Annotated in this window: 17 protein-coding genes; 11 read left to right on the forward strand and 6 right to left on the reverse strand. The window is 62.5% G+C overall.

The genetic code is table 11. The features are described from left to right. Nucleotides 1-9 precede the first annotated feature (9 nt). Nucleotides 10-903 carry a cation diffusion facilitator family transporter gene (locus INT12_RS02445; RefSeq protein ID WP_017848314.1) on the forward strand — a complete coding sequence of 298 codons (894 nt, stop codon included), beginning with the start codon at nucleotides 10-12 and terminating at the stop codon, nucleotides 901-903. Here INT12_RS02445 and INT12_RS02450 read toward each other — a convergent pair. Beyond that, nucleotides 900-1,919 (reverse strand): DUF6515 family protein, encoded by a 1,020-nt coding sequence (locus tag INT12_RS02450; protein ID WP_193039725.1) that lies wholly within the window; start codon nucleotides 1,917-1,919, stop codon nucleotides 900-902. The two genes, INT12_RS02445 and INT12_RS02450, sit on opposite strands and share 4 nt — an antisense overlap. 415 nt (nucleotides 1,920-2,334) lie before the next feature. Here INT12_RS02450 and INT12_RS02455 point away from each other — a divergent pair, with 415 nt between their 5' ends. Together INT12_RS02455 and INT12_RS02460 are read left to right on the forward strand one after the other, a co-directional pair. Next, entirely contained in the window at nucleotides 2,335-2,814 is a 480-nt protein-coding gene (locus INT12_RS02455) for an Lrp/AsnC family transcriptional regulator (protein WP_003194418.1), read from the forward strand. Nucleotides 2,815-2,979: 165 nt separating this feature from the next. Then, nucleotides 2,980-3,189 (forward strand): DUF2788 domain-containing protein, encoded by a 210-nt coding sequence (locus INT12_RS02460; protein ID WP_026140189.1) that lies wholly within the window; start codon nucleotides 2,980-2,982, stop codon nucleotides 3,187-3,189. On the opposite strand, the gene INT12_RS02465 is transcribed toward INT12_RS02460, so the two are convergent. The 4 genes from INT12_RS02465 to INT12_RS02480 form a co-directional block, all read right to left on the reverse strand. Continuing rightward, nucleotides 3,184-3,819, reverse strand: coding sequence for a pseudouridine synthase (locus tag INT12_RS02465; RefSeq protein ID WP_017848317.1), 636 nt, complete (start codon nucleotides 3,817-3,819; stop codon nucleotides 3,184-3,186). The genes INT12_RS02460 and INT12_RS02465 overlap by 6 nt on opposite strands. A gap of 71 nt (nucleotides 3,820-3,890) precedes the next feature. Next, nucleotides 3,891-5,363, reverse strand: a complete 1,473-nt coding sequence (gene amn / locus INT12_RS02470; protein ID WP_162231494.1) for an AMP nucleosidase — start codon at nucleotides 5,361-5,363, stop codon at nucleotides 3,891-3,893. 155 nt (nucleotides 5,364-5,518) lie between these two features. Further along, complete coding sequence (locus tag INT12_RS02475) at nucleotides 5,519-7,171, reverse strand: acyl-CoA dehydrogenase family protein (protein WP_102616981.1); 1,653 nt, start codon at nucleotides 7,169-7,171, stop codon at nucleotides 5,519-5,521. A gap of 70 nt (nucleotides 7,172-7,241) precedes the next feature. Next, entirely contained in the window at nucleotides 7,242-9,635 is a 2,394-nt protein-coding gene (locus INT12_RS02480; RefSeq protein ID WP_193058750.1) for a hybrid sensor histidine kinase/response regulator, read from the reverse strand. A gap of 288 nt (nucleotides 9,636-9,923) precedes the next feature. On the opposite strand from INT12_RS02480, the gene INT12_RS02485 reads away from it, so the two are divergent. The 4 genes from INT12_RS02485 to INT12_RS02500 all read left to right on the forward strand — a co-directional run bounded on the left by INT12_RS02485 (nucleotide 9,924) and on the right by INT12_RS02500 (nucleotide 13,444). Continuing rightward, the gene (locus tag INT12_RS02485) at nucleotides 9,924-10,721 is read left to right on the forward strand and encodes a hydroxymethylpyrimidine/phosphomethylpyrimidine kinase (protein ID WP_026140190.1); all 798 of its coding nucleotides are present in this window, start codon (nucleotides 9,924-9,926) and stop codon (nucleotides 10,719-10,721) included. A gap of 18 nt (nucleotides 10,722-10,739) precedes the next feature. Continuing rightward, nucleotides 10,740-11,369, forward strand: coding sequence for a thiamine phosphate synthase (gene thiE, locus INT12_RS02490; RefSeq protein WP_017848322.1), 630 nt, complete (start codon nucleotides 10,740-10,742; stop codon nucleotides 11,367-11,369). Nucleotides 11,370-11,380: 11 nt separating this feature from the next. Then, nucleotides 11,381-12,664 (forward strand): glutamate-1-semialdehyde 2,1-aminomutase, encoded by a 1,284-nt coding sequence (hemL, locus tag INT12_RS02495; protein ID WP_046381936.1) that lies wholly within the window; start codon nucleotides 11,381-11,383, stop codon nucleotides 12,662-12,664. Nucleotides 12,665-12,889: 225 nt separating this feature from the next. Beyond that, entirely contained in the window at nucleotides 12,890-13,444 is a 555-nt protein-coding gene (locus INT12_RS02500) for a tetratricopeptide repeat protein (RefSeq protein WP_017848324.1), read from the forward strand. Nucleotides 13,445-13,486: 42 nt separating this feature from the next. Here INT12_RS02500 and INT12_RS02505 read toward each other — a convergent pair whose 3' ends face one another. Then, nucleotides 13,487-13,813 (reverse strand): DUF1820 family protein, encoded by a 327-nt coding sequence (locus INT12_RS02505; RefSeq protein ID WP_003194436.1) that lies wholly within the window; start codon nucleotides 13,811-13,813, stop codon nucleotides 13,487-13,489. A 131-nt stretch (nucleotides 13,814-13,944) separates the two neighbouring features. Between INT12_RS02505 and miaB the strand changes: the two genes are divergently transcribed. The 4 genes from miaB to INT12_RS02525 all read left to right on the forward strand — a co-directional run bounded on the left by miaB (nucleotide 13,945) and on the right by INT12_RS02525 (nucleotide 17,789). Then, on the forward strand, nucleotides 13,945-15,270 hold the full coding sequence (gene miaB, locus INT12_RS02510) for a tRNA (N6-isopentenyl adenosine(37)-C2)-methylthiotransferase MiaB (protein WP_193058751.1): 1,326 nt from the start codon (nucleotides 13,945-13,947) through the stop codon (nucleotides 15,268-15,270). Between the two features lie 184 nt (nucleotides 15,271-15,454). Next, complete coding sequence (locus tag INT12_RS02515) at nucleotides 15,455-16,456, forward strand: PhoH family protein (protein ID WP_017848326.1); 1,002 nt, start codon at nucleotides 15,455-15,457, stop codon at nucleotides 16,454-16,456. Continuing rightward, the gene (gene ybeY, locus INT12_RS02520; protein WP_017848327.1) at nucleotides 16,449-16,907 is read left to right on the forward strand and encodes an rRNA maturation RNase YbeY; all 459 of its coding nucleotides are present in this window, start codon (nucleotides 16,449-16,451) and stop codon (nucleotides 16,905-16,907) included. Before INT12_RS02515 ends, ybeY begins: the two co-directional genes overlap by 8 nt. Before the next feature lie 42 nt (nucleotides 16,908-16,949). After that, nucleotides 16,950-17,789, forward strand: coding sequence for an HlyC/CorC family transporter (locus INT12_RS02525; RefSeq protein ID WP_017848328.1), 840 nt, complete (start codon nucleotides 16,950-16,952; stop codon nucleotides 17,787-17,789). Nucleotides 17,790-17,796 lie beyond the last annotated feature (7 nt).

The following is a 17,796-nucleotide window of genomic DNA, read 5'->3' on the forward strand; positions in this document are numbered from 1 at the left end:
GACCCGCTTATGACCAGCAGTCCCGAACACGCCCGGCTCTTGCGCCTGGCCACGCGCGCGTCGGTGGGCGTGGCCTCTGTGCTGATTGTGACCAAGGCCATCGCCTGGTGGCTCAGCGGCTCGGTGAGCATGCTCGCCGGGTTGACCGATTCGCTACTCGATGGTGTCACCTCGCTGCTCAATCTGCTGGCGGTGCATTACGCCCTGCGCCCGGCCGATGACGATCACCGTTACGGGCATGGCAAGGCCGAGTCGCTGGCCGGAATGGCGCAGGCGCTGTTTATCGCCGGCAGTGCGGTGCTGATTGCGTTGCAGGCATTCGAACGGATCAAGCATCCCGAGCCGGTAGGCGCGCCGTGGCTGAGCATTGGCGTGATTATCTTGTCCCTGGCGCTGACCGTGGCCCTGCTGGTCCTGCAACACCACGTGGTGCGGGAAACCGGCTCAAGCGCCGTGCGCGCCGACTCGCTGCACTACCGCTCGGACCTGCTGCTCAATGGCAGTATCTTGATTGCGCTGATCCTGGCCGGTTTCGGCTTCCATCAGATCGACGCCTGGTTTGGCCTGGGCATCGCGGCCTACATTCTGTGGAGCGCGATCCAGATCGCTCGGGAAAGCTTTGCCGTGCTGATGGACGAAGAACTGCCGCCGGACGTCAGCCAGCACATGCTGGAATTGGCGCGTGGCGTGCCCGGCGTGCTGGGCGCACACGACTTGCGCACGCGGATTTCCGGCAACCACTGGTTTGTGCAACTGCACCTGGAATTGCCGGGGGAATTGACGTTGTCTGTCGCCCACGGCATCAGCGACCAGGCCGCCGATGCCATTCACAAAGCCTACCCGCGGGCCGAAGTGCTGGTACACGCCGACCCGTTGGATGTGGTGAGTGGCGCCCAGGCCTAGTACTGCACCTGATAGCCGCGACTGCTCAGACAGTTGCCCTGGGCCTGGCGGTAGGCTTGCACCACTGCCGGGGCTGGAGCGTAGGTGACCGCTTGCGGGTCAAAGCCACTTTGCTGCACGGCCCAGCGATAACAGTCGTAACCATCCTGCTGCACCTGCGCCGGTGACTGGCCGTTGGCGGGATAGGCCACCACGTCATAACCGTTACCCTGGGGTGCTGGCTGCGGTGCCGGTACGGCGGTCGGCGGTTCCACCACCACGTACTGCTGGGTGCTGCTTTCGTAGGTGTAATAGGCACCCGCCGCGAGGAAAAACAACGCACCGCCCACCCACACTTCGCGCGCGTAGTCCGGCAAGTAATGCACGCGGATGCCATACGGCGGCGCCACCACTACATAGCGCGGGCCTTGCGGGCGATACCAGTAGCCGCCGGAGAAGAAATAATCCTGGCCACGGTAAGGCACGCGGTAATTACGCTCGGGAAAACGATCCACCATATACCCCGGGCGATACTGCGGGCCGGGGCCCCAGCCGTTGCCGTGCCCATCGGGGCGACCTGGCCAGCGATTATCACCGGGACGCCCATTGTGGTAGCCACCGTCGTTGCCTGGACGTGAACCGGGGCCACCGGCCTCCCAATGTTGATTGCCGTCGTTGCGGCGCGGGATATCGCGGTAGTAACCCTCACGCGGTTCCTGGGTCTGGCGCACCGTATCAGGCCGCCCCTGGATCGGCAGGCTGTTCGACGGTTGTGGCTGCGGTGCCGGGCGACCCGGCTCATTGCCCTGGGGCCGGCCTTGCCCCTGACCGCCGCCGTTCGGGCCGCCGCGATCAAAATGTGGGTTCTGCGGGCGTGGTTGATTATTCTCGGGCCGCCCGCCACCTTCAGGGCCGCGCTCATGCTGCCCGCCGCCCTGCGGCCGCTCGGGTGAATTATCGCGCTCGTCCGCTGTTACCTGCGCGCTGACGCTGACCACCAACAAACCAACACCTGCCATTCGCCAGATGCGCTTCATGCTCTTCCTCACTGCGGTTTAGGGCTTATCAATGAGACTGGAAAAGCCTCGCCCGGTTCTGGAACAGGTTATCAGTCACGAGAACTATTTTCTTAAGGCAAAAAGAAAGGGGCAGCCCGTCGGCCGCCCCTTGAGAACTTCGTCCTGGCTCAACGCTTATGACGTTGGCTCACCTCACGCCGTCTTGTGGACAGTGTGCAGCCTGGAGGCCGGCTCAACCCTGCTGGGGTGGCGGCCGCAGCGGGCCTGATTGGGCGAGCTGCAGTGGACTATGTCCAGGCGGTGATTCTGTTGGTAATCATAGACGCAGCGCCCCGGCAGATGATTGCGAAGATTGCGTCAATAAACAGTGCTTGCGCAATTTTTAACCCTTAAGGGATAATTCACCGCAATAGTTACGACAAAGGCCAGCCCCATGAGCAAACTTGACCGATACGACCTGAGTATTTTGGCGGAATTGCAGCGCGACGCGAGGATCTCCAACCAGGAGTTGGCCGAGCGTATCGGGCTGTCGCCGTCGCCCTGCTCGCGCCGGGTCAAGCAATTGGAGGACGACGGCTACATCGCCCGCCAGGTCGCGCTGCTCGACCGCAAGATGCTCGGCCTGAGCCTCACCGCCTACGTGCTGATCGGCATGGACCGCCACACCCCCGAGCGCTTCGAGAACTTCGAAGCCGCCATCCGCACCCTGCCGCAGGTGCTGGAATGCAGCCTAGTGACCGGGATGGATGCCGACTATCAGTTGAAAGTGGTGGTGCCCGACATGGATCACTACCAGAAGCTGCTGCTGGGCCACCTCACTCGGATCGAAGGCGTGACCAGCGTGCGCTCGAGCTTTGTGCTGAACCAGGTATTGAACAGCACCGAGCTGCCGCTGACCCATCTGCGTACTTGAGATCGGTGACGGTCAAAGGTGGGAGGGAGCAAGCCCCCTCCCATATTCAGCCTGTGTTTCAACCGTGAAGTCTGCCTGCGACGCACCGACGCAGGTCAATGCCCAGCCCGAGCACTGCCGTATACTTCCCGCCTGCCCTGTCGGAAAAATTACCGAATGAACTCGATTGACCCCGCACTATTCGAAGAATGGATGATGACCGGCCTGGTCACGATTCTGATCATTTTCATGGGCTTCATCGTCTGGGACCTGGCGAAGAAATCCAAGGCCGGGCGTTTTGGCTCGTTCATTCTGTTCTTCGTGCTGGGCCTGGGCGTGGCCGCGTTCGTCATCAAGAGCGTGGTGATCGGCCTGATCGAGTCCGGCGCCTTATAAGCGCGCCGGCACGGCCTTCCATTGGCCCTGATCCAGGCCGTCGATGGACCAATCGCCAATCCGCACGCGCACCAGGCGCAAGGTGGGCAACCCCACCGCCGCGGTCATGCGCCGCACCTGGCGGTTTCGCCCCTCACGAATCACCAACTCCAGCCAGTGGGTCGGCACGCTTTTGCGAAAACGCACCGGCGGGTTGCGTGGCCATAACTCAGGCTCGTCCAGTTGCCGGGCTTCGGCGGGCAAGGTCATGCCGTCGTTGAGCTCCACCCCGTCGCGCAGGCGTTGCAGTTGTTCTTCGGTAGGTTCGCCTTCCACCTGCACCCAGTAGGTTTTCGCCAGCTTGTGCTTGGGGTCGGCAATCCGCGCCTGTAATTGACCGTCGTTGGTCAACAGCAGCAGGCCTTCGCTGTCACGGTCCAGGCGGCCCGCCGGGTAGATGCCGGGGATGTCGATAAAATCCTTGAGAGTCGCCCGCCCGCCTTCGTCGCTGAACTGGGTCAGCACGTCGAACGGTTTATTGAACAGGATCAGCTTCGGCTCGGCCGGTGGCGCCTTGGCGACGCGACGGGCTGCGGAATACGGGGCTTTCACGCCAGGGCGACGCGAATCGGGACGGCTGGGACGGGACATGGCGAAGGAACATCTAACGGTCAGGACCGACAATGCTAGTGGCCTGACCGCTAAATGACCATCCCAACCGCTTAGCGGAACGGCGGCTCGTCGAAGCTGCGCAGTTTGCGCGAGTGCAGCGAGTTGAGCTCGGTGCGCAACAGGTCGACCGCCTCGATGCCGATCTTCAAGTGCTGGCTGACCGCCCGCTCATAGAACGCGTTGGCCGAGCCCGGCAGCTTGATCTCACTGTGCAACGGCTTGTCCGAGACACACAGCAACGTGCCGTAAGGCACACGCAAACGGTAGCCTTGGGCGGCGATGGTGCCGCTCTCCATGTCCACCGCGACGGCGCGGGACAGGTTGATCAGCGGCCGTTCCTGGGCCCAGCGCAGTTCCCAGTTGCGGTCGTCGTAGGTCAGCACGGTGCCGGTGCGCAGGCGCTTTTTCAGCTCTTCGCCTTTTTCGCCGGTGACGTTGGCCGCCGCTTGCTGCAAGGCCATCTGCACTTCGGCCAGGGCCGGGATCGGGATGTTCGGCGGCACTACGCGGTCGAGAATGCCGTCACGGCGCATATAGGCGTGAGCCAGGACATAGTCGCCGATGGTCTGGGATTGGCGCAGGCCGCCGCAGTGGCCGATCATCAGCCAGCAATGCGGACGCAGCACGGCCAGGTGGTCGGTGATGTTCTTGGCGTTGGACGGGCCGACGCCGATGTTCACCAGCGTCACCCCGTGGCCGTCACTGGCCTGCAGGTGGTAGGCCGGCATCTGGTAACGGTGCCAGACCACGCCTGCGGCAATGGCGGACGCTTCGCCGTGGTCCATGCTCTTGTCGATGATCACGTTGCCCGGCAACACCATGCGGATAAAACGCGGGTCGCTGCGCAGTTGCTCCAGGCCATGCACGATGAACTGGTCGACATAACGGTGGTAGTTGGTCAGCAGGATCCACGGCTGCACATGGCGCCAATCGCTGCCGGTGTAATGCACCAGGCGGCGCAGGGAAAAGTCCACGCGGGCCGCATCGAACAGGGCCAGGGGCAGCGGGTCGGTGTTTTCCCAGTCGTACAGGCCGTCGGCGATGCCATCGGTGGCGGCCGACAGGTCGGTGCTGGGGAACACCCGCGCCAGGGTCGCGGCGGTCACGCCGGAGCCGGCCAGTTCGTCGCCCTGCTCGACCACATACGGGTAAGGAATATTCTGCTGGCTGACGCCGACTTCCACCGTCACGGTGAAGTCGTGCATCAGCGGCACCAATTGCTCCAGCAGGTATTTACGGAACGCCGACGGATGGGTGACGGTGACGCTGTAAGTCCCCGGCAGCTGGACCTTGGCATACGCCCGGGTGGTTTGTGGGACTTCGCCATGGCATTGGTAAGTCAGGCGCAGCTCCGGGTAGCGAAACATCGCGCGTTGTTCGGCGTCGGGCTCGACGCGGTCCTTGAGGTATTGCTTGAGGGCCTGATTGAGCGCGCCGGTAGCACGCTCATGCAGAGCCGCCAGCCGGTCCACGGCTTCTTCGGCGGTTTGAACGACAACAAAAGCTTCGGTCACGGTAAGCATCCTGTGTGCTGACTTGCAGACCTTTATCTTGCCTGTATCCCTGTCAGACGCAAACTTTGAATTGGCATGCCTACTCAAGAAGAGCTCAGTCCCTGTGGGAGGCTGGCACACCGCGATCGCAGGCAAGCCAGCTCCCACATGTTGACCGCGTGTATTCAAAGGGCCTGTGGCGTGGACCGCGCGACAATCGCCTCAACATCCACACCGCGTGGCAAGGTGCCATACACGCGTCCCGACGACTGGCCCAAACGGCTGGCGATAAACCCATCGCTGACCGCCGCGTTCCCGGACTCCAGCAACAACTTGGCCTGCAACGCTACGGCAATGTCCTCGGTCAGTTGCCGCGCGCGGTACTGGATATCCTGGGTGTCCATGAACGCCGATTTCAGTTGCTCGACATGCCGCGCCAACTGCCTGTCGCCATGCCCGTCGCCCAGTTCGACGAACAGCGCTTCCAGCACGCCCGGTTCTTTGGACAAGGCGCGCAGCACGTCCAGGCACTGCACATTGCCGGAACCTTCCCACGTCGAATTCACCGGCGCCTCACGATACAAGCGCGGCAGGATACTGTCCTCCACATAACCGGCACCGCCCATGCACTCGGCGGCTTCGTTGATCATCGCCGGCGCGCGCTTGCAGATCCAATACTTGCCCACCGCCGTCACCAGCCGGGAGAACTTGGCCTCCTGCTCATCGCCCAAATGATCGAGGGCGCGGCCCATGCGCAGGCTCAAGGCCAGCGAGGCCTCGCTTTCCAGCGCCAGGTCGGCCAGCACGTTTTGCATCAGCGGCTGCTCGCTGAGTACGCGACCGCCGACCGAACGATGGGCGCAATGATGGCTGGCCTGGGTCAGCGCCTGGCGCATCAAGGCGCTGGAGCCGACCATGCAATCGAAGCGCGTCATGGCGACCATCTCGATGATGGTCGGCACGCCACGGCCTTCTTCGCCGACCATCCAGGCCAGGGCGCCGCGGAACTCGACTTCGCTGGACGCGTTGGAGCAATTGCCGAGTTTGTTTTTCAGACGCTGGATATAGAACTGGTTGCGCGTGTCGTCCGGACGGTGCCGAGGCAGCAGGAAACAGGTGAGGCCCTTGTCGGTCTGGGCCAGGGTGAGGAACGCATCGCACATCGGCGCCGAGCAGAACCACTTGTGCCCCACCAGCTCATAGGCTTGGCCGGGGCCGCCCGCGCCCACGGGGTAAGCACGCGTGGTGTTGGCGCGCACGTCGGTGCCGCCCTGTTTCTCGGTCATCGCCATGCCGATGGTGGCACCGGCCTTGTGGGCGATGCCGACGTTGCGCGGGTCGTAGTCGGTGCTGAGGATTTTCGGCAGCCAGGTCTGCGCCAGATCCGGTTGCAGGCGCAGGGCCGGGACGCAGGCAAAGGTCATGGTCAACGGGCAGCCTGTGCCGGCCTCGGCCTGGCTGTGCAGGTACGTCAGGGCAGCACGGGCCACATGGGCGCCGGATTGTGGATGAGCCCACGGCAGCGACGGCAGGCCATGCTCGACGGCGGTGTGCATCAGCTCATGGTAGGCCGGGTGAAACTCCACCAGGTCGACACGGTGGCCATAGCGGTCATGGCTGCTGAACTGTGGCTTGTTCTGGTTCGCCAGGAACCCGGCCGCCATCAGCGGCCCGCCGGCCAACGCGCCATACGCATCGAAGCGCGGTGCTGCCCAGCCGGCGTCGAAGCGGCGCGACCAGTCTTGCAGCGGCACATCGATGCGGTACAGGTTGATGCCGTCCAGGGAGGGCGGCTGGTTGGTGACGTCGTGGGTTTCGGCGAACTGGTGCAGGTTCATGACGGGCCTCCTGGAAAAAAAGGCCACCTGGGGTTGCGGCCCGAATTTCAGTTAAGCACCGTCATCTCGCTTAAAAAAGTGGCATACGCGCCGAATGTCCGGCGCTTTCGCCCTCTGACGGACACAGCAGCCGACGTTCCAGTAGCGCTTGCAGCGCGTCGAAACGTACCGGCTTGACCAGGCGCTCGGTGATGCCGATGCCATGGCAGCGCTCGCGTTCGGACACATTCAACGTGGTGCTCAGGGCGATCACCGGTAACTCGCCGCAGCCGGGCAACGCGCGAATCTGACAGCACAACGAGAAACCGCCTTCCGGTATATCCAGCAACACTGCGTCGAAGGTTTCCCCCTGCAACGCCGTCAACGCCGCCGGCCCGCTGTCGACGGTTTTCACCCGATAACCGAGCTTGAGCAACATGCCGCGCACCACCAACTGGCCGACGCTGTTGTCGTCCACCAGCAACACCGCACACTGCGCAGGCGTGCGTGCGTGCGCGGGGCTTGCCGGGCGTGGCTCGGGCTGCAGCGGGGTGACCGCCAGTTCCAGCTGAAAACGACTGCCCTTGCGCGGTTCGGAATGATGGGTGAGGCGCCCGCCGAGTAATTCGATCAGTTGCCGGCAGATCGCCAGACCAATCCCCAGGCCGCCATATTCGCGGGTCGTCGAGCCATCGAGCTGGAAGAAACGCTGGTACAGGGTGGCCTCGTCGAGGAACGCAAAGCCGATGCCCGTGTCGGTGACGATAAAACTCAGGCGCACTGCACCATCGCTCAGGGGCACGCCGACCACCCGCAGACGCACGACGCCTTCGTGAGTGAACTTGAAGGCGTTGTCCAACAGGCAATCCAGGCACTGGCTGAGTTTGTCGGCATCGCCGCGCAGGCGATCGGGCAAGTCGTCGGCGACATCGATGGAAAAGGCCAGGCCTTTGCTCTGGGCGCTGGCGCTGAACTGCTGGCGCAAGGTGTCGAGCACGCCGCGCAGGCTGAACACCCTGGGCTGGGCACTCAGGCGCCCGGCCTGCAACTCGGTGAGGGTGAGGATGCCATTGACCATCCGCATCATGTCCCGCGCCGAGCCGGCGGCGGTTTGCTGGTAGTTCGACAGGTCGTCGTCCAGAGGCACGGTCTGCATCAACTCCAGGGAGCCGATCACCCCATTCATCGGCGTGCGCAGTTCGTGGGTCAGGGTGGCGAGGAATTCGTCCTTGAGCCGGTTACTGCGGGCCAACTGCTGGTTGAGCACTTCGAGCTTCTGGCTCGCGTCGTAGAGGATCTGCGCCTGTTGCTCGCGCATGGCGTTGATGCGGTCCGCCAGGGCCAGGGACAACAGCGCCACTTCGATCGCCGAGCCGATCTGGCTGGCGTACATGGTGAGGAACACATTCGGCAGGTAACCCAGCACCATCAAGGTGTTGACCACGCCGCCCAGCAGGAACGCCGACCAGGCGATGATGAAATAACGCGCCACCCGCTGGCCGCAGTACCAGGCCTTGATGGCGGCGACGAAGATAGTCACGGTGAACACCAGCGCCAGGCCGGTGGCCAGGCGCAGCGCGAGAGCGTAGCTGGTCATCAGTGAGAGCAGCATCACCACCGCGCCACAGGCCACCAGCGCCAGCAACAGGCGATTGATCCAGCGGCTGTGCTGGGCGGTGTGCAGGAAGCTGCGGGCGAACAAGCTGCCGAACAACGCCGCCGAGCCGATCATGAACGGCGTCGCGGCATTCGCCCACCAGGGGTTGTTCGGCCAGAAATACTCCACCGCCGCACCGTTCACCGACAGCTGGTACAGACCGAACGAGGCGATATAGAAGATGTAATAAAGGTAGCTGGTGTCGCGCACGCTGAGGTAGATGAACAGGTTGTACACCAGCATCCCCAGCAACACGCCATAGATCAGGCCCAATACATATAGGCGCAGCGGTTGTTGTTCCAGGTAGGCAGTGCTGGACCACAGCGTCAGCGGCGCCTGGATCGAACCTTCGCTTTGCAGGCGCAGGTAGACGGTCTTGGTTTCGCCCGGCGTGAAGTCGACCTTGAACAAGTAGTTGTTCTGGCGAATCTCGCGGCTGGAGAACGCCAAGGCATCCCCGGTGCGACCGGCCAGGCGATAGTTGCCGGTGCTGTCGGGCAAGTACAGGTCAAGGTGGTCGAGGGGCGGATAGGCCAACTCCAGCAGCCAGGTGCGCTGGGTTTCAGGCGGCTTGGGCTGGTAACGCAGGTTGACCTTGAGCCAGAACACCGAGCGCGAATAGCCGGCGTTGAGGGTGTCTTTGTCGTGGGGCTTGAACTGTGTGGCAGCGGCGGGAGCGCTCACATCGGCGATGGTCAGGGTGTTGGTCGGGTCTTCGAGCACTTGCATGGCCCGGCCCAGCGGCAGGCTTCGAGTGTCTTGGGTGAACTCAATGGCGTCGGCGAGCAGCGGTAGCCCGCACAATAATAAAATCAGCAAATAACGCATAGAGCCCCAGCGTGACCTGTCCGGTCATGTCAAAAAGCCCCCCATTCCTTTTGAGAAGACGTATACCGGCGATACAGTAAGTTGTTTCGAATCACTTTAGCATAGCCGCTAAAGGCCATTAGACACCATTGATATAATTTTTCTAAAGGCTCTAGAACAAGGCTTTCAGCGGACTTCACAACTAAAATCCGATACTAGCAAACAGCCATAATCGCCCATGGTTCCCGGCGAAATTCAGCCATCGCCAGACGGCCACGCCAAAAGCGTTTGGTGGTAAGCTCGCGCACCATGAATATCTACAGCTCTCGCCCCGTTGTCCTCTGTCTCTCCGGCCATGATCCCAGTGGTGGCGCCGGCTTGCAGGCAGATATCGAAGCCCTGCTCGCCCAGGGTTGCCATGCGGCCCCGGCCGTTACCGCGCTGACGGTGCAGAACACCGTCAACGTCAGTGATTTCCGCGTGCTCGACCGCGAGTGGGTGCTGGCCCAGGCCAACGCCGTGCTCAGCGATTCGCCAGTGGCGGCGGTCAAGCTGGGCATGCTCGGCTCCACCGCGATGGTCGACACCGTGGTCGAACTGCTGCAGGCACACCCGCACCTGCCGGTGGTGTGCGACCCCGTGTTGCGCGCCGGCGGCGGCGGCAGCCTGGGCAAGGACGAAGTCGGCTACGCCATGCGCGAGCGGCTGTTGCCGTTGTCGCTGATCGCCACGCCCAACCTGCCTGAAGCACGCATCCTTGCCGAACTGCCTGAGGGGACGGCGGACGAATGCGCGGAAAAGCTGTTGCCGTTTATCAAGCACCTGCTGATTACCGGCGGCCATGGCGATGAGCACCAAGTCCACAACCGTCTGTACAGCCGCGACGGCACGCGCCAGACCTTTACCTGCCAGCGCCTGCCCGGCAGCTATCACGGTTCGGGGTGTACGCTGGCCAGCGCGCTGGCGGGCCGGATCGCCCAGGGTGAAGGCCTGGTCAGCGCCGTGCAATCGGCCCTCAACTACACTTGGCGCACCCTGCGTGACGCCGAACAACTCGGCCAGGGCCAGTTCGTGCCTCGCCGGCTGCCGCTGGATTTCTGCTCGTAACACCAAGAGGCCTGCCCGATGAAACTACGTGGCCTTTATGCCATTACCGACAGCCAATTATTGGCCGGCAAATTCCTCGCCTACGTCGAAGCGGCGCTGGATGGCGGCGTGACCCTGTTGCAGTACCGTGACAAAAGCAGCGACGAGGCCCGGCGCCTGCGTGAAGCGGAAAAACTCCGCGAATTGTGCTCGCGCTACAAGACCCAACTGATCATCAACGATGACGCCGAACTGGCCGCGCGCCTGGGCGTCGGCGTCCACCTGGGCCAGACCGATGGTCCCCTGACCACAGCCCGTGCGTTGCTGGGCTCCAAGGCGATCATCGGCGCCACCTGCCACAGCCAGATCGAACTGGCCGAACAGGCCGCGAAAGAAGGCGCCAGCTACGTCGCCTTCGGCCGCTTCTTCAACTCCAGCACCAAGCCCGGCGCCCCCGCCGCCAGCCTCGAAATGCTGGCCCAGGCCCGCGCGCGCCTGCAGTTGCCGATCTGCGTGATCGGCGGCGTCACCCTGGAGAATGCCGAACCGCTGGTGGCCCACGGGGCCGACTTGCTCGCCGTGGTACACGGCCTGTTTGGTGCCGACAGCACCCAGGAAGTCACCCGTCGCGCCCGCGCTTTCAACGATCTTCTTAAATCTTCAGTTTAGAGAGCCCGATCATGTCCCGTTCCGAAACCCTGTTTGCCGATGCCCAGAAACACATCCCCGGCGGTGTGAACTCCCCCGTGCGTGCATTCAAGAGCGTCGGCGGCACGCCGCTGTTCTTCAAGCATGCCGAAGGCGCCTACGTCACCGACGAAGACGACAAGCGCTATGTGGACTACGTCGGCTCCTGGGGCCCGATGATCCTCGGCCACAGCCACCCGGACGTACTCGACGCCGTGCGCCAGCAGTTGCAACACGGCCTGTCCTACGGCGCCCCGACCTCGATGGAAACCGAGATGGCCGATCTGGTCTGCTCGATCGTGCCGTCGATGGAGATGGTGCGGATGGTCAGCTCCGGCACCGAAGCCACCATGAGCGCGATTCGCCTGGCCCGCGGTTTCACCGGCCGCGACAGCATCATCAAATTCGAAGGCTGCTACCACGGTCACTCCGACAGCCTGCTGGTCAAGGCTGGGTCCGGCGCGCTGACCCAGGGCGTGCCAAGCTCGGCCGGTGTGCCGGCAGACTTCGCCAAACACACCCTGACCCTGCCGTTCAACAACATCGCCGCCGTCGAGCAGATGCTCAATGAAGTGGGCCAGGAGGTGGCGTGCATCATCGTCGAGCCGGTCGCCGGCAACATGAACTGCGTACCGCCGGCCCCGGGCTTCCTCGAAGGCCTGCGCGCACAGTGCGACAAGCATGGCGTGGTGCTGATTTTCGACGAAGTGATGACCGGCTTCCGCGTAGCCCTCGGTGGCGCCCAGGCGCATTACGGCGTAACGCCGGACCTGAGCACCTTCGGCAAGATCATCGGTGGCGGCATGCCGGTGGGCTGCTTCGGCGGCAAGCGCGAAATCATGCAATACATCGCGCCGCTGGGCCCGGTGTACCAGGCGGGCACCCTGTCCGGTAACCCGCTGGCCATGGCCGCCGGCCTGACCACCCTGCGCCTGATCAGCCGCCCGGGCTTCCATGCCGAGCTGACCGACTACACCTCCCGCCTGCTCGACGGCCTGCAACAGCGCGCCGATGCCGCCGGCATTCCGTTTGTCACCACGCAAGCAGGCGGCATGTTCGGCCTGTATTTCAGCGGTGCCGACGATATCGTCACCTTTGAGGACGTGATGGGCAGCGACGCCGGCCTGTTCAAGCGCTTCTTCCACCTGATGCTGGACGGCGGCGTGTACCTGGCACCGAGCGCCTTTGAAGCCGGCTTCACCTCGATCGCCCATGGCGACGCCGAGTTGAAACTGACCCTGGATGCTGCCGAGCGCGCCTTCGCCGCCCTGAAATAACCGGCACAGCATTCTGACGTCGCCCCCCGGCGGCGTCAGATTTGCTACTTTGCTTACAGACTTTTCCTGGTTTTCTCGAGAAATCACCTGCAATCCGGCAGATAACTTGCCCAACCGGCAGAAAAACGAGTAAAGACTTTGTAAGCAGAGGTCTGCTTATTTCATAATGCGCGCTTATTGGACCCCCGAGGGTCCGCGTGCCCCGTCAGAGGTAAGTCGATTCCCATGAAACGCACCGGCCGCACCCTGGTCCTGGGCTGCCTGTTGCTCCTTCAGCCGCTGCTGGCACATGCACAAGCAGGCGGCAACTCGTTGTTAATCCCAGCGATGGGTCGTTGCACCCTCAATACCCAGCCAGACAGCCAGGCCGAAGCCCTGAGCGCGTGCCAGAAACAGGCCGACGGCGGGGATGCGCAGGCGCAATACGAGTTGGGCGAGTACTACCACGACGGCAAGAACCCCGCGCGCGACCTCAACAAAGCGTTGAACTACTTCGAAAAAGCCTCGCTGCAGGGCCACGCCCAGGCGCAATTCCAGCTGGGCACCATGTTCTTCAAAGGCGAAGGGGTGCCGGCCAATAACGTCCAGGCGTATATCGTGCTGAAAATGGCCGCGGTCAACGGCGCCGAAGACGCACTGGACACCGCCGACGAAGTTGCCGAACACATGCAGCGCGATGAGCTGGAACTGGCGACCCAGGTGCTGGGCCAGATCTTCCGCAATTATCTGCAGGAACTGCAGAGTGCGGATGGGCGCTCGCCGTTCTCGCCCCTGCCCTGATCGACCGGTGACGAGGGAGCCAGCGCCCTCGCTACAAACGCCCTACTTCTCAGGCATCGGCATCGGAAACGGCATGACATTGCTCGTGCCACGCGCTTCGCTGATCTTCGGCGTGCCCAGGCGCTCGACTTCATCGATACGCACGATCGAATGCATCGGCACAAAACTGCGCACCACGCCTTCGAACTGGGCCTTGAGTTTTTCCTCGCCCGGGTCGACGACCAGTTGTGTGCGCTCGCCAAAGACGAACTCTTCCACTTCCAGGAAGCCCCACAGATCACTTTGATAGATCTGCTTGGCGTACATTTCGAACACCTGGCCCTGGTTGAGGAAAATCACCTTATAGATTGGAGCTTCACGTTTGGTCATGGTGGGCGGGGAACACATCGGGGATATAAAAGAGGGCGCGAACTATAGCATGGCACCCGATGCACAGTGCTAGGAACCGATGGACATGACCCCTATAATGCGCGGTTCTTTACCACCAGTTGACGATTCCCATGGCCAAGAAGCTCTACATTGAAACCCACGGCTGCCAGATGAACGAGTACGACAGCTCGCGCATGGTCGATCTGCTGGGTGAACATCAGGCCCTGGAAGTCACCGCCCGCGCCGAAGATGCCGACGTGATCCTGCTCAATACCTGCTCGATCCGCGAACGGGCACAGGACCGCGTGTATTCGCAGCTGGGCCGCTGGCGTGAATTGAAACTGGCCAACCCGGAGATGGTGATTGCCGTCGGCGGCTGCGTCGCCAGCCAGGAAGGCGCTGCCATCCGCGACCGCGCGCCCTACGTGGATGTGGTCTTCGGCCCGCAAACCTTGCACCGCCTGCCGGAAATGATCGACGCCGCGCGCCTCACCAAGCTGCCCCAGGTCGACGTCTCGTTCCCGGAAATCGAAAAATTCGACCATTTGCCCGAGCCGCGCATCGATGGGCCGAGCGCCTACGTGTCGGTGATGGAAGGTTGCAGCAAGTACTGCACCTTCTGCGTGGTGCCCTACACCCGTGGTGAAGAAGTTAGCCGGCCGTTTGACGATGTAATGTCAGAAATCATCCACCTGGCCGAAAACGGCGTGCGTGAAGTGACCCTGCTGGGCCAGAACGTCAACGGCTATCGCGGCCAGACCCACGACGGGCGCCTGGCCGACCTCGCGGAGCTGCTCCGGGTTGTCGCCGCGGTGGATGGCATCGAGCGCATTCGCTACACCACCTCGCACCCGCTGGAGTTCTCCGACAGCCTGATCCAGGCCCACGCCGAAGTGCCGGAGCTGGTCAAGCACCTGCACTTGCCGGTGCAATCGGGTTCAGACCGCATCCTGTCGGCGATGAAACGCAACCACACCGCCCTGGAATACAAATCCAAACTGCGCAAATTACGCGCGGCAGTGCCGGGCATCTGCATCAGTTCGGACTTTATCGTCGGTTTCCCCGGCGAGACCGAGAAAGACTTCCAGCAGACCATGAAGCTGATTGAAGACGTCGGTTTCGACTTTTCCTACTCGTTTGTCTACAGCCAGCGCCCCGGCACGCCTGCCGCCGACCTGCTGGACGAGACCCCGGAAGAGCTGAAAAAAGAGCGCCTGAACGCCCTGCAGCATCGCCTGAACCAGCAGGGGTTCGAGATCAGTCGACAAATGGTCGGGTCCACCCAGCGCATCCTGGTCACCGACTACTCGAAAAAAGACCCGGGCGAACTGCAAGGGCGCACCGAGAACAACCGCATCGTCAACTTCCGTTGCGACAACCCGACCCTGATCGGCCAGTTCGCCGATGTCCACATCGATGCGGCGCAACCGCACTCGTTGCGCGGCTCTCTGGTGTAATAAATGTGCGAGGGGGCTTGCCCCCGATTGCGGTACATCAGCAGCACATGAGCTGCCTGACACTCCGCTATCGGGGGCAAGCCCCCTCCCACACTGGATCGGGTTGGATAAGTGCTTTCGCACACTGGCGCGTGGCGTTATCCTCTCTTTCACCTCAACAGCCAAAGGGCGGCTAAAAGCGACCTTGAACGCACCCATCGAACCCCATCGTTTTCTCCTCGAGCCGTTTGAGGCTCGCCGTTTCGCCAATCTGTGCGGACAGTTCGACGAGCACCTGCGCCTGATCGAACAACGCCTGAGCATCGAGATCCGCAACCGCGGCAATCAATTCGAGCTGATTGGTGAACCCCAGCACACCACGTCTGCAGAAAACCTGCTCCGCCGCCTCTACCGCGAAACCAAGGGTAGTGAGCTGTCGCCGGAAACGGTCCACCTGTACCTGCAGGAATCGGCCGTGGAAGACCTGGCCAACAACCCGGTGGCCGAAGCCAGCGTGGCCTTGCGCACCAAAAAGGGCATGATTCGCCCACGCGGCTTGAATCAGCAGCGCTACGTCAAAGAAATCCTCGGTAACGATATCAACTTCGGCATCGGCCCCGCCGGTACCGGCAAGACCTACCTGGCCGTGGCCTGTGCCGTCGACGCCCTGGAGCGCGAGCAAGTGCGCCGCATCCTGCTGGTGCGCCCGGCGGTCGAGGCCGGCGAAAAGCTCGGCTTCCTGCCCGGCGACCTGGCCCAGAAGATCGACCCGTACCTGCGCCCCCTCTACGACGCGCTCTACGAGATGCTCGGCTTTGAATACGTGGCCAAGCTCATCGAGCGCCAGGTGATCGAGATCGCCCCGCTCGCCTACATGCGCGGCCGGACGCTGAACAACAGCTTCATCATTCTCGACGAAAGCCAGAACACCACCGTCGAACAGATGAAAATGTTCCTCACCCGCATCGGTTTCGGCTCCACCGCCGTGATCACCGGCGACGTCACCCAGGTCGACCTGCCCAAGGGCACCAAGTCGGGCCTGGCCCAGGTGATCGAGGTGCTCAAAGACGTGCCGGGGATCAGCTTCACGCACTTCATGCCCAAGGACGTCGTCCGCCACCCGCTGGTCCAGCGCATTGTCGAAGCCTACGAGCGCTTCGAGCACCGCGACGACGCCCCGGCCAAGGACACCCGCCGCGATGCTTGAGCTTGACCTGCAACTGGCAACCGACGCGCCCGCTCCCAGTGAAGAGCAGTTCCGTCAATGGTGCGCCCTGGCCCTGCGCCAGCGCACCGCCGACTCGGAGCTGACCATCCGCCTGGTGGACGAACCCGAAGGCCGCGAACTGAATCACACCTGGCGCCAGAAGGATTACGCGACCAACGTGCTGTCCTTCCCCGCCGACGTACCCGACGAACTGCTGGATATCCCGTTGCTGGGCGACCTGGTGATCTGCGTCGAAGTCGTCGAGCGTGAGGCGCAGGAACAAGGCAAGGCCCTTGAAGCCCATTGGGCTCATCTGGTCATCCACGGCTGCTTGCATCTGTTGGGTTACGACCATATAGACGATGACGAAGCCGAAGAAATGGAAGCACTGGAACGATCGTTGCTTGCAGAATTGGGTCACCCTGATCCGTATGCAGATGACGAAAACTGATCAACACTCAACTGAAACATCAAAGGATTTAGAGTAATCGCTATGAGCGAAGACCGATCGAGCAACGGGCAAAAGTCATGGCTGGGTAAACTGACCCAGGCTTTTGCCCACGAGCCGAAAAACCGCCAGGAGCTGCTGGAGCTGCTGCGCGAGGCCCATCAGAACAAGTTGCTGGACAGCGAAGCGCTGGCCATCGTCGAAGGCGCCATCCAGGTGGCTGACCTGCAAGTTCGGGACATTATGGTCCCGCGTTCGCAGATGATCAGCATCAAGGCGCCCCAGACCCCACGGGAATTCCTCCCGGCCGTGATCGACTCGGCGCACTCGCGCTACCCGGTGATCGGCGAAAGCCATGACGACGTCATGGGTGTCCTGTTGGCCAAGGACTTGCTGCCGCTGATCCTCAAGGAGAACGGCGACAGCTTCAACATCAAGGACCTGCTGCGTCCGGCCACCTTCGTCCCCGAATCCAAGCGCCTGAATGTGCTGCTGCGCGAGTTTCGCGCCAACCACAACCACATGGCCATCGTGATTGACGAATACGGCGGCGTCGCCGGCCTGGTGACCATCGAAGACGTGCTGGAACAGATCGTCGGCGATATCGAAGACGAGCACGACGTCGAAGAAGACAGCTACATCAAGCCGCTGCCGAGCGGTGATTTTCTGATCAAGGCGTTGACGCCGATCGAGAACTTCAACGAGTTCTTCGACAGCGAATTCTCCGACGACGAGTTCGACACCGTCGGCGGCCTGGTGATGAGTGCGTTCGGGCACCTGCCCAAGCGTAACGAGACCACCGAGATCGGCGCTTATCGCTTCCGCATCCTGAATGCCGACAGCCGCCGGATTCATCTGATTCGCCTGACACCTATTGCCCGTTAAGGACTGA

Origin of the sequence: Pseudomonas sp. K8, from assembly GCF_014889455.1 — a bacterium.
Classification (GTDB): Bacteria; Pseudomonadota; Gammaproteobacteria; order Pseudomonadales; family Pseudomonadaceae; genus Aquipseudomonas; species Aquipseudomonas veronii.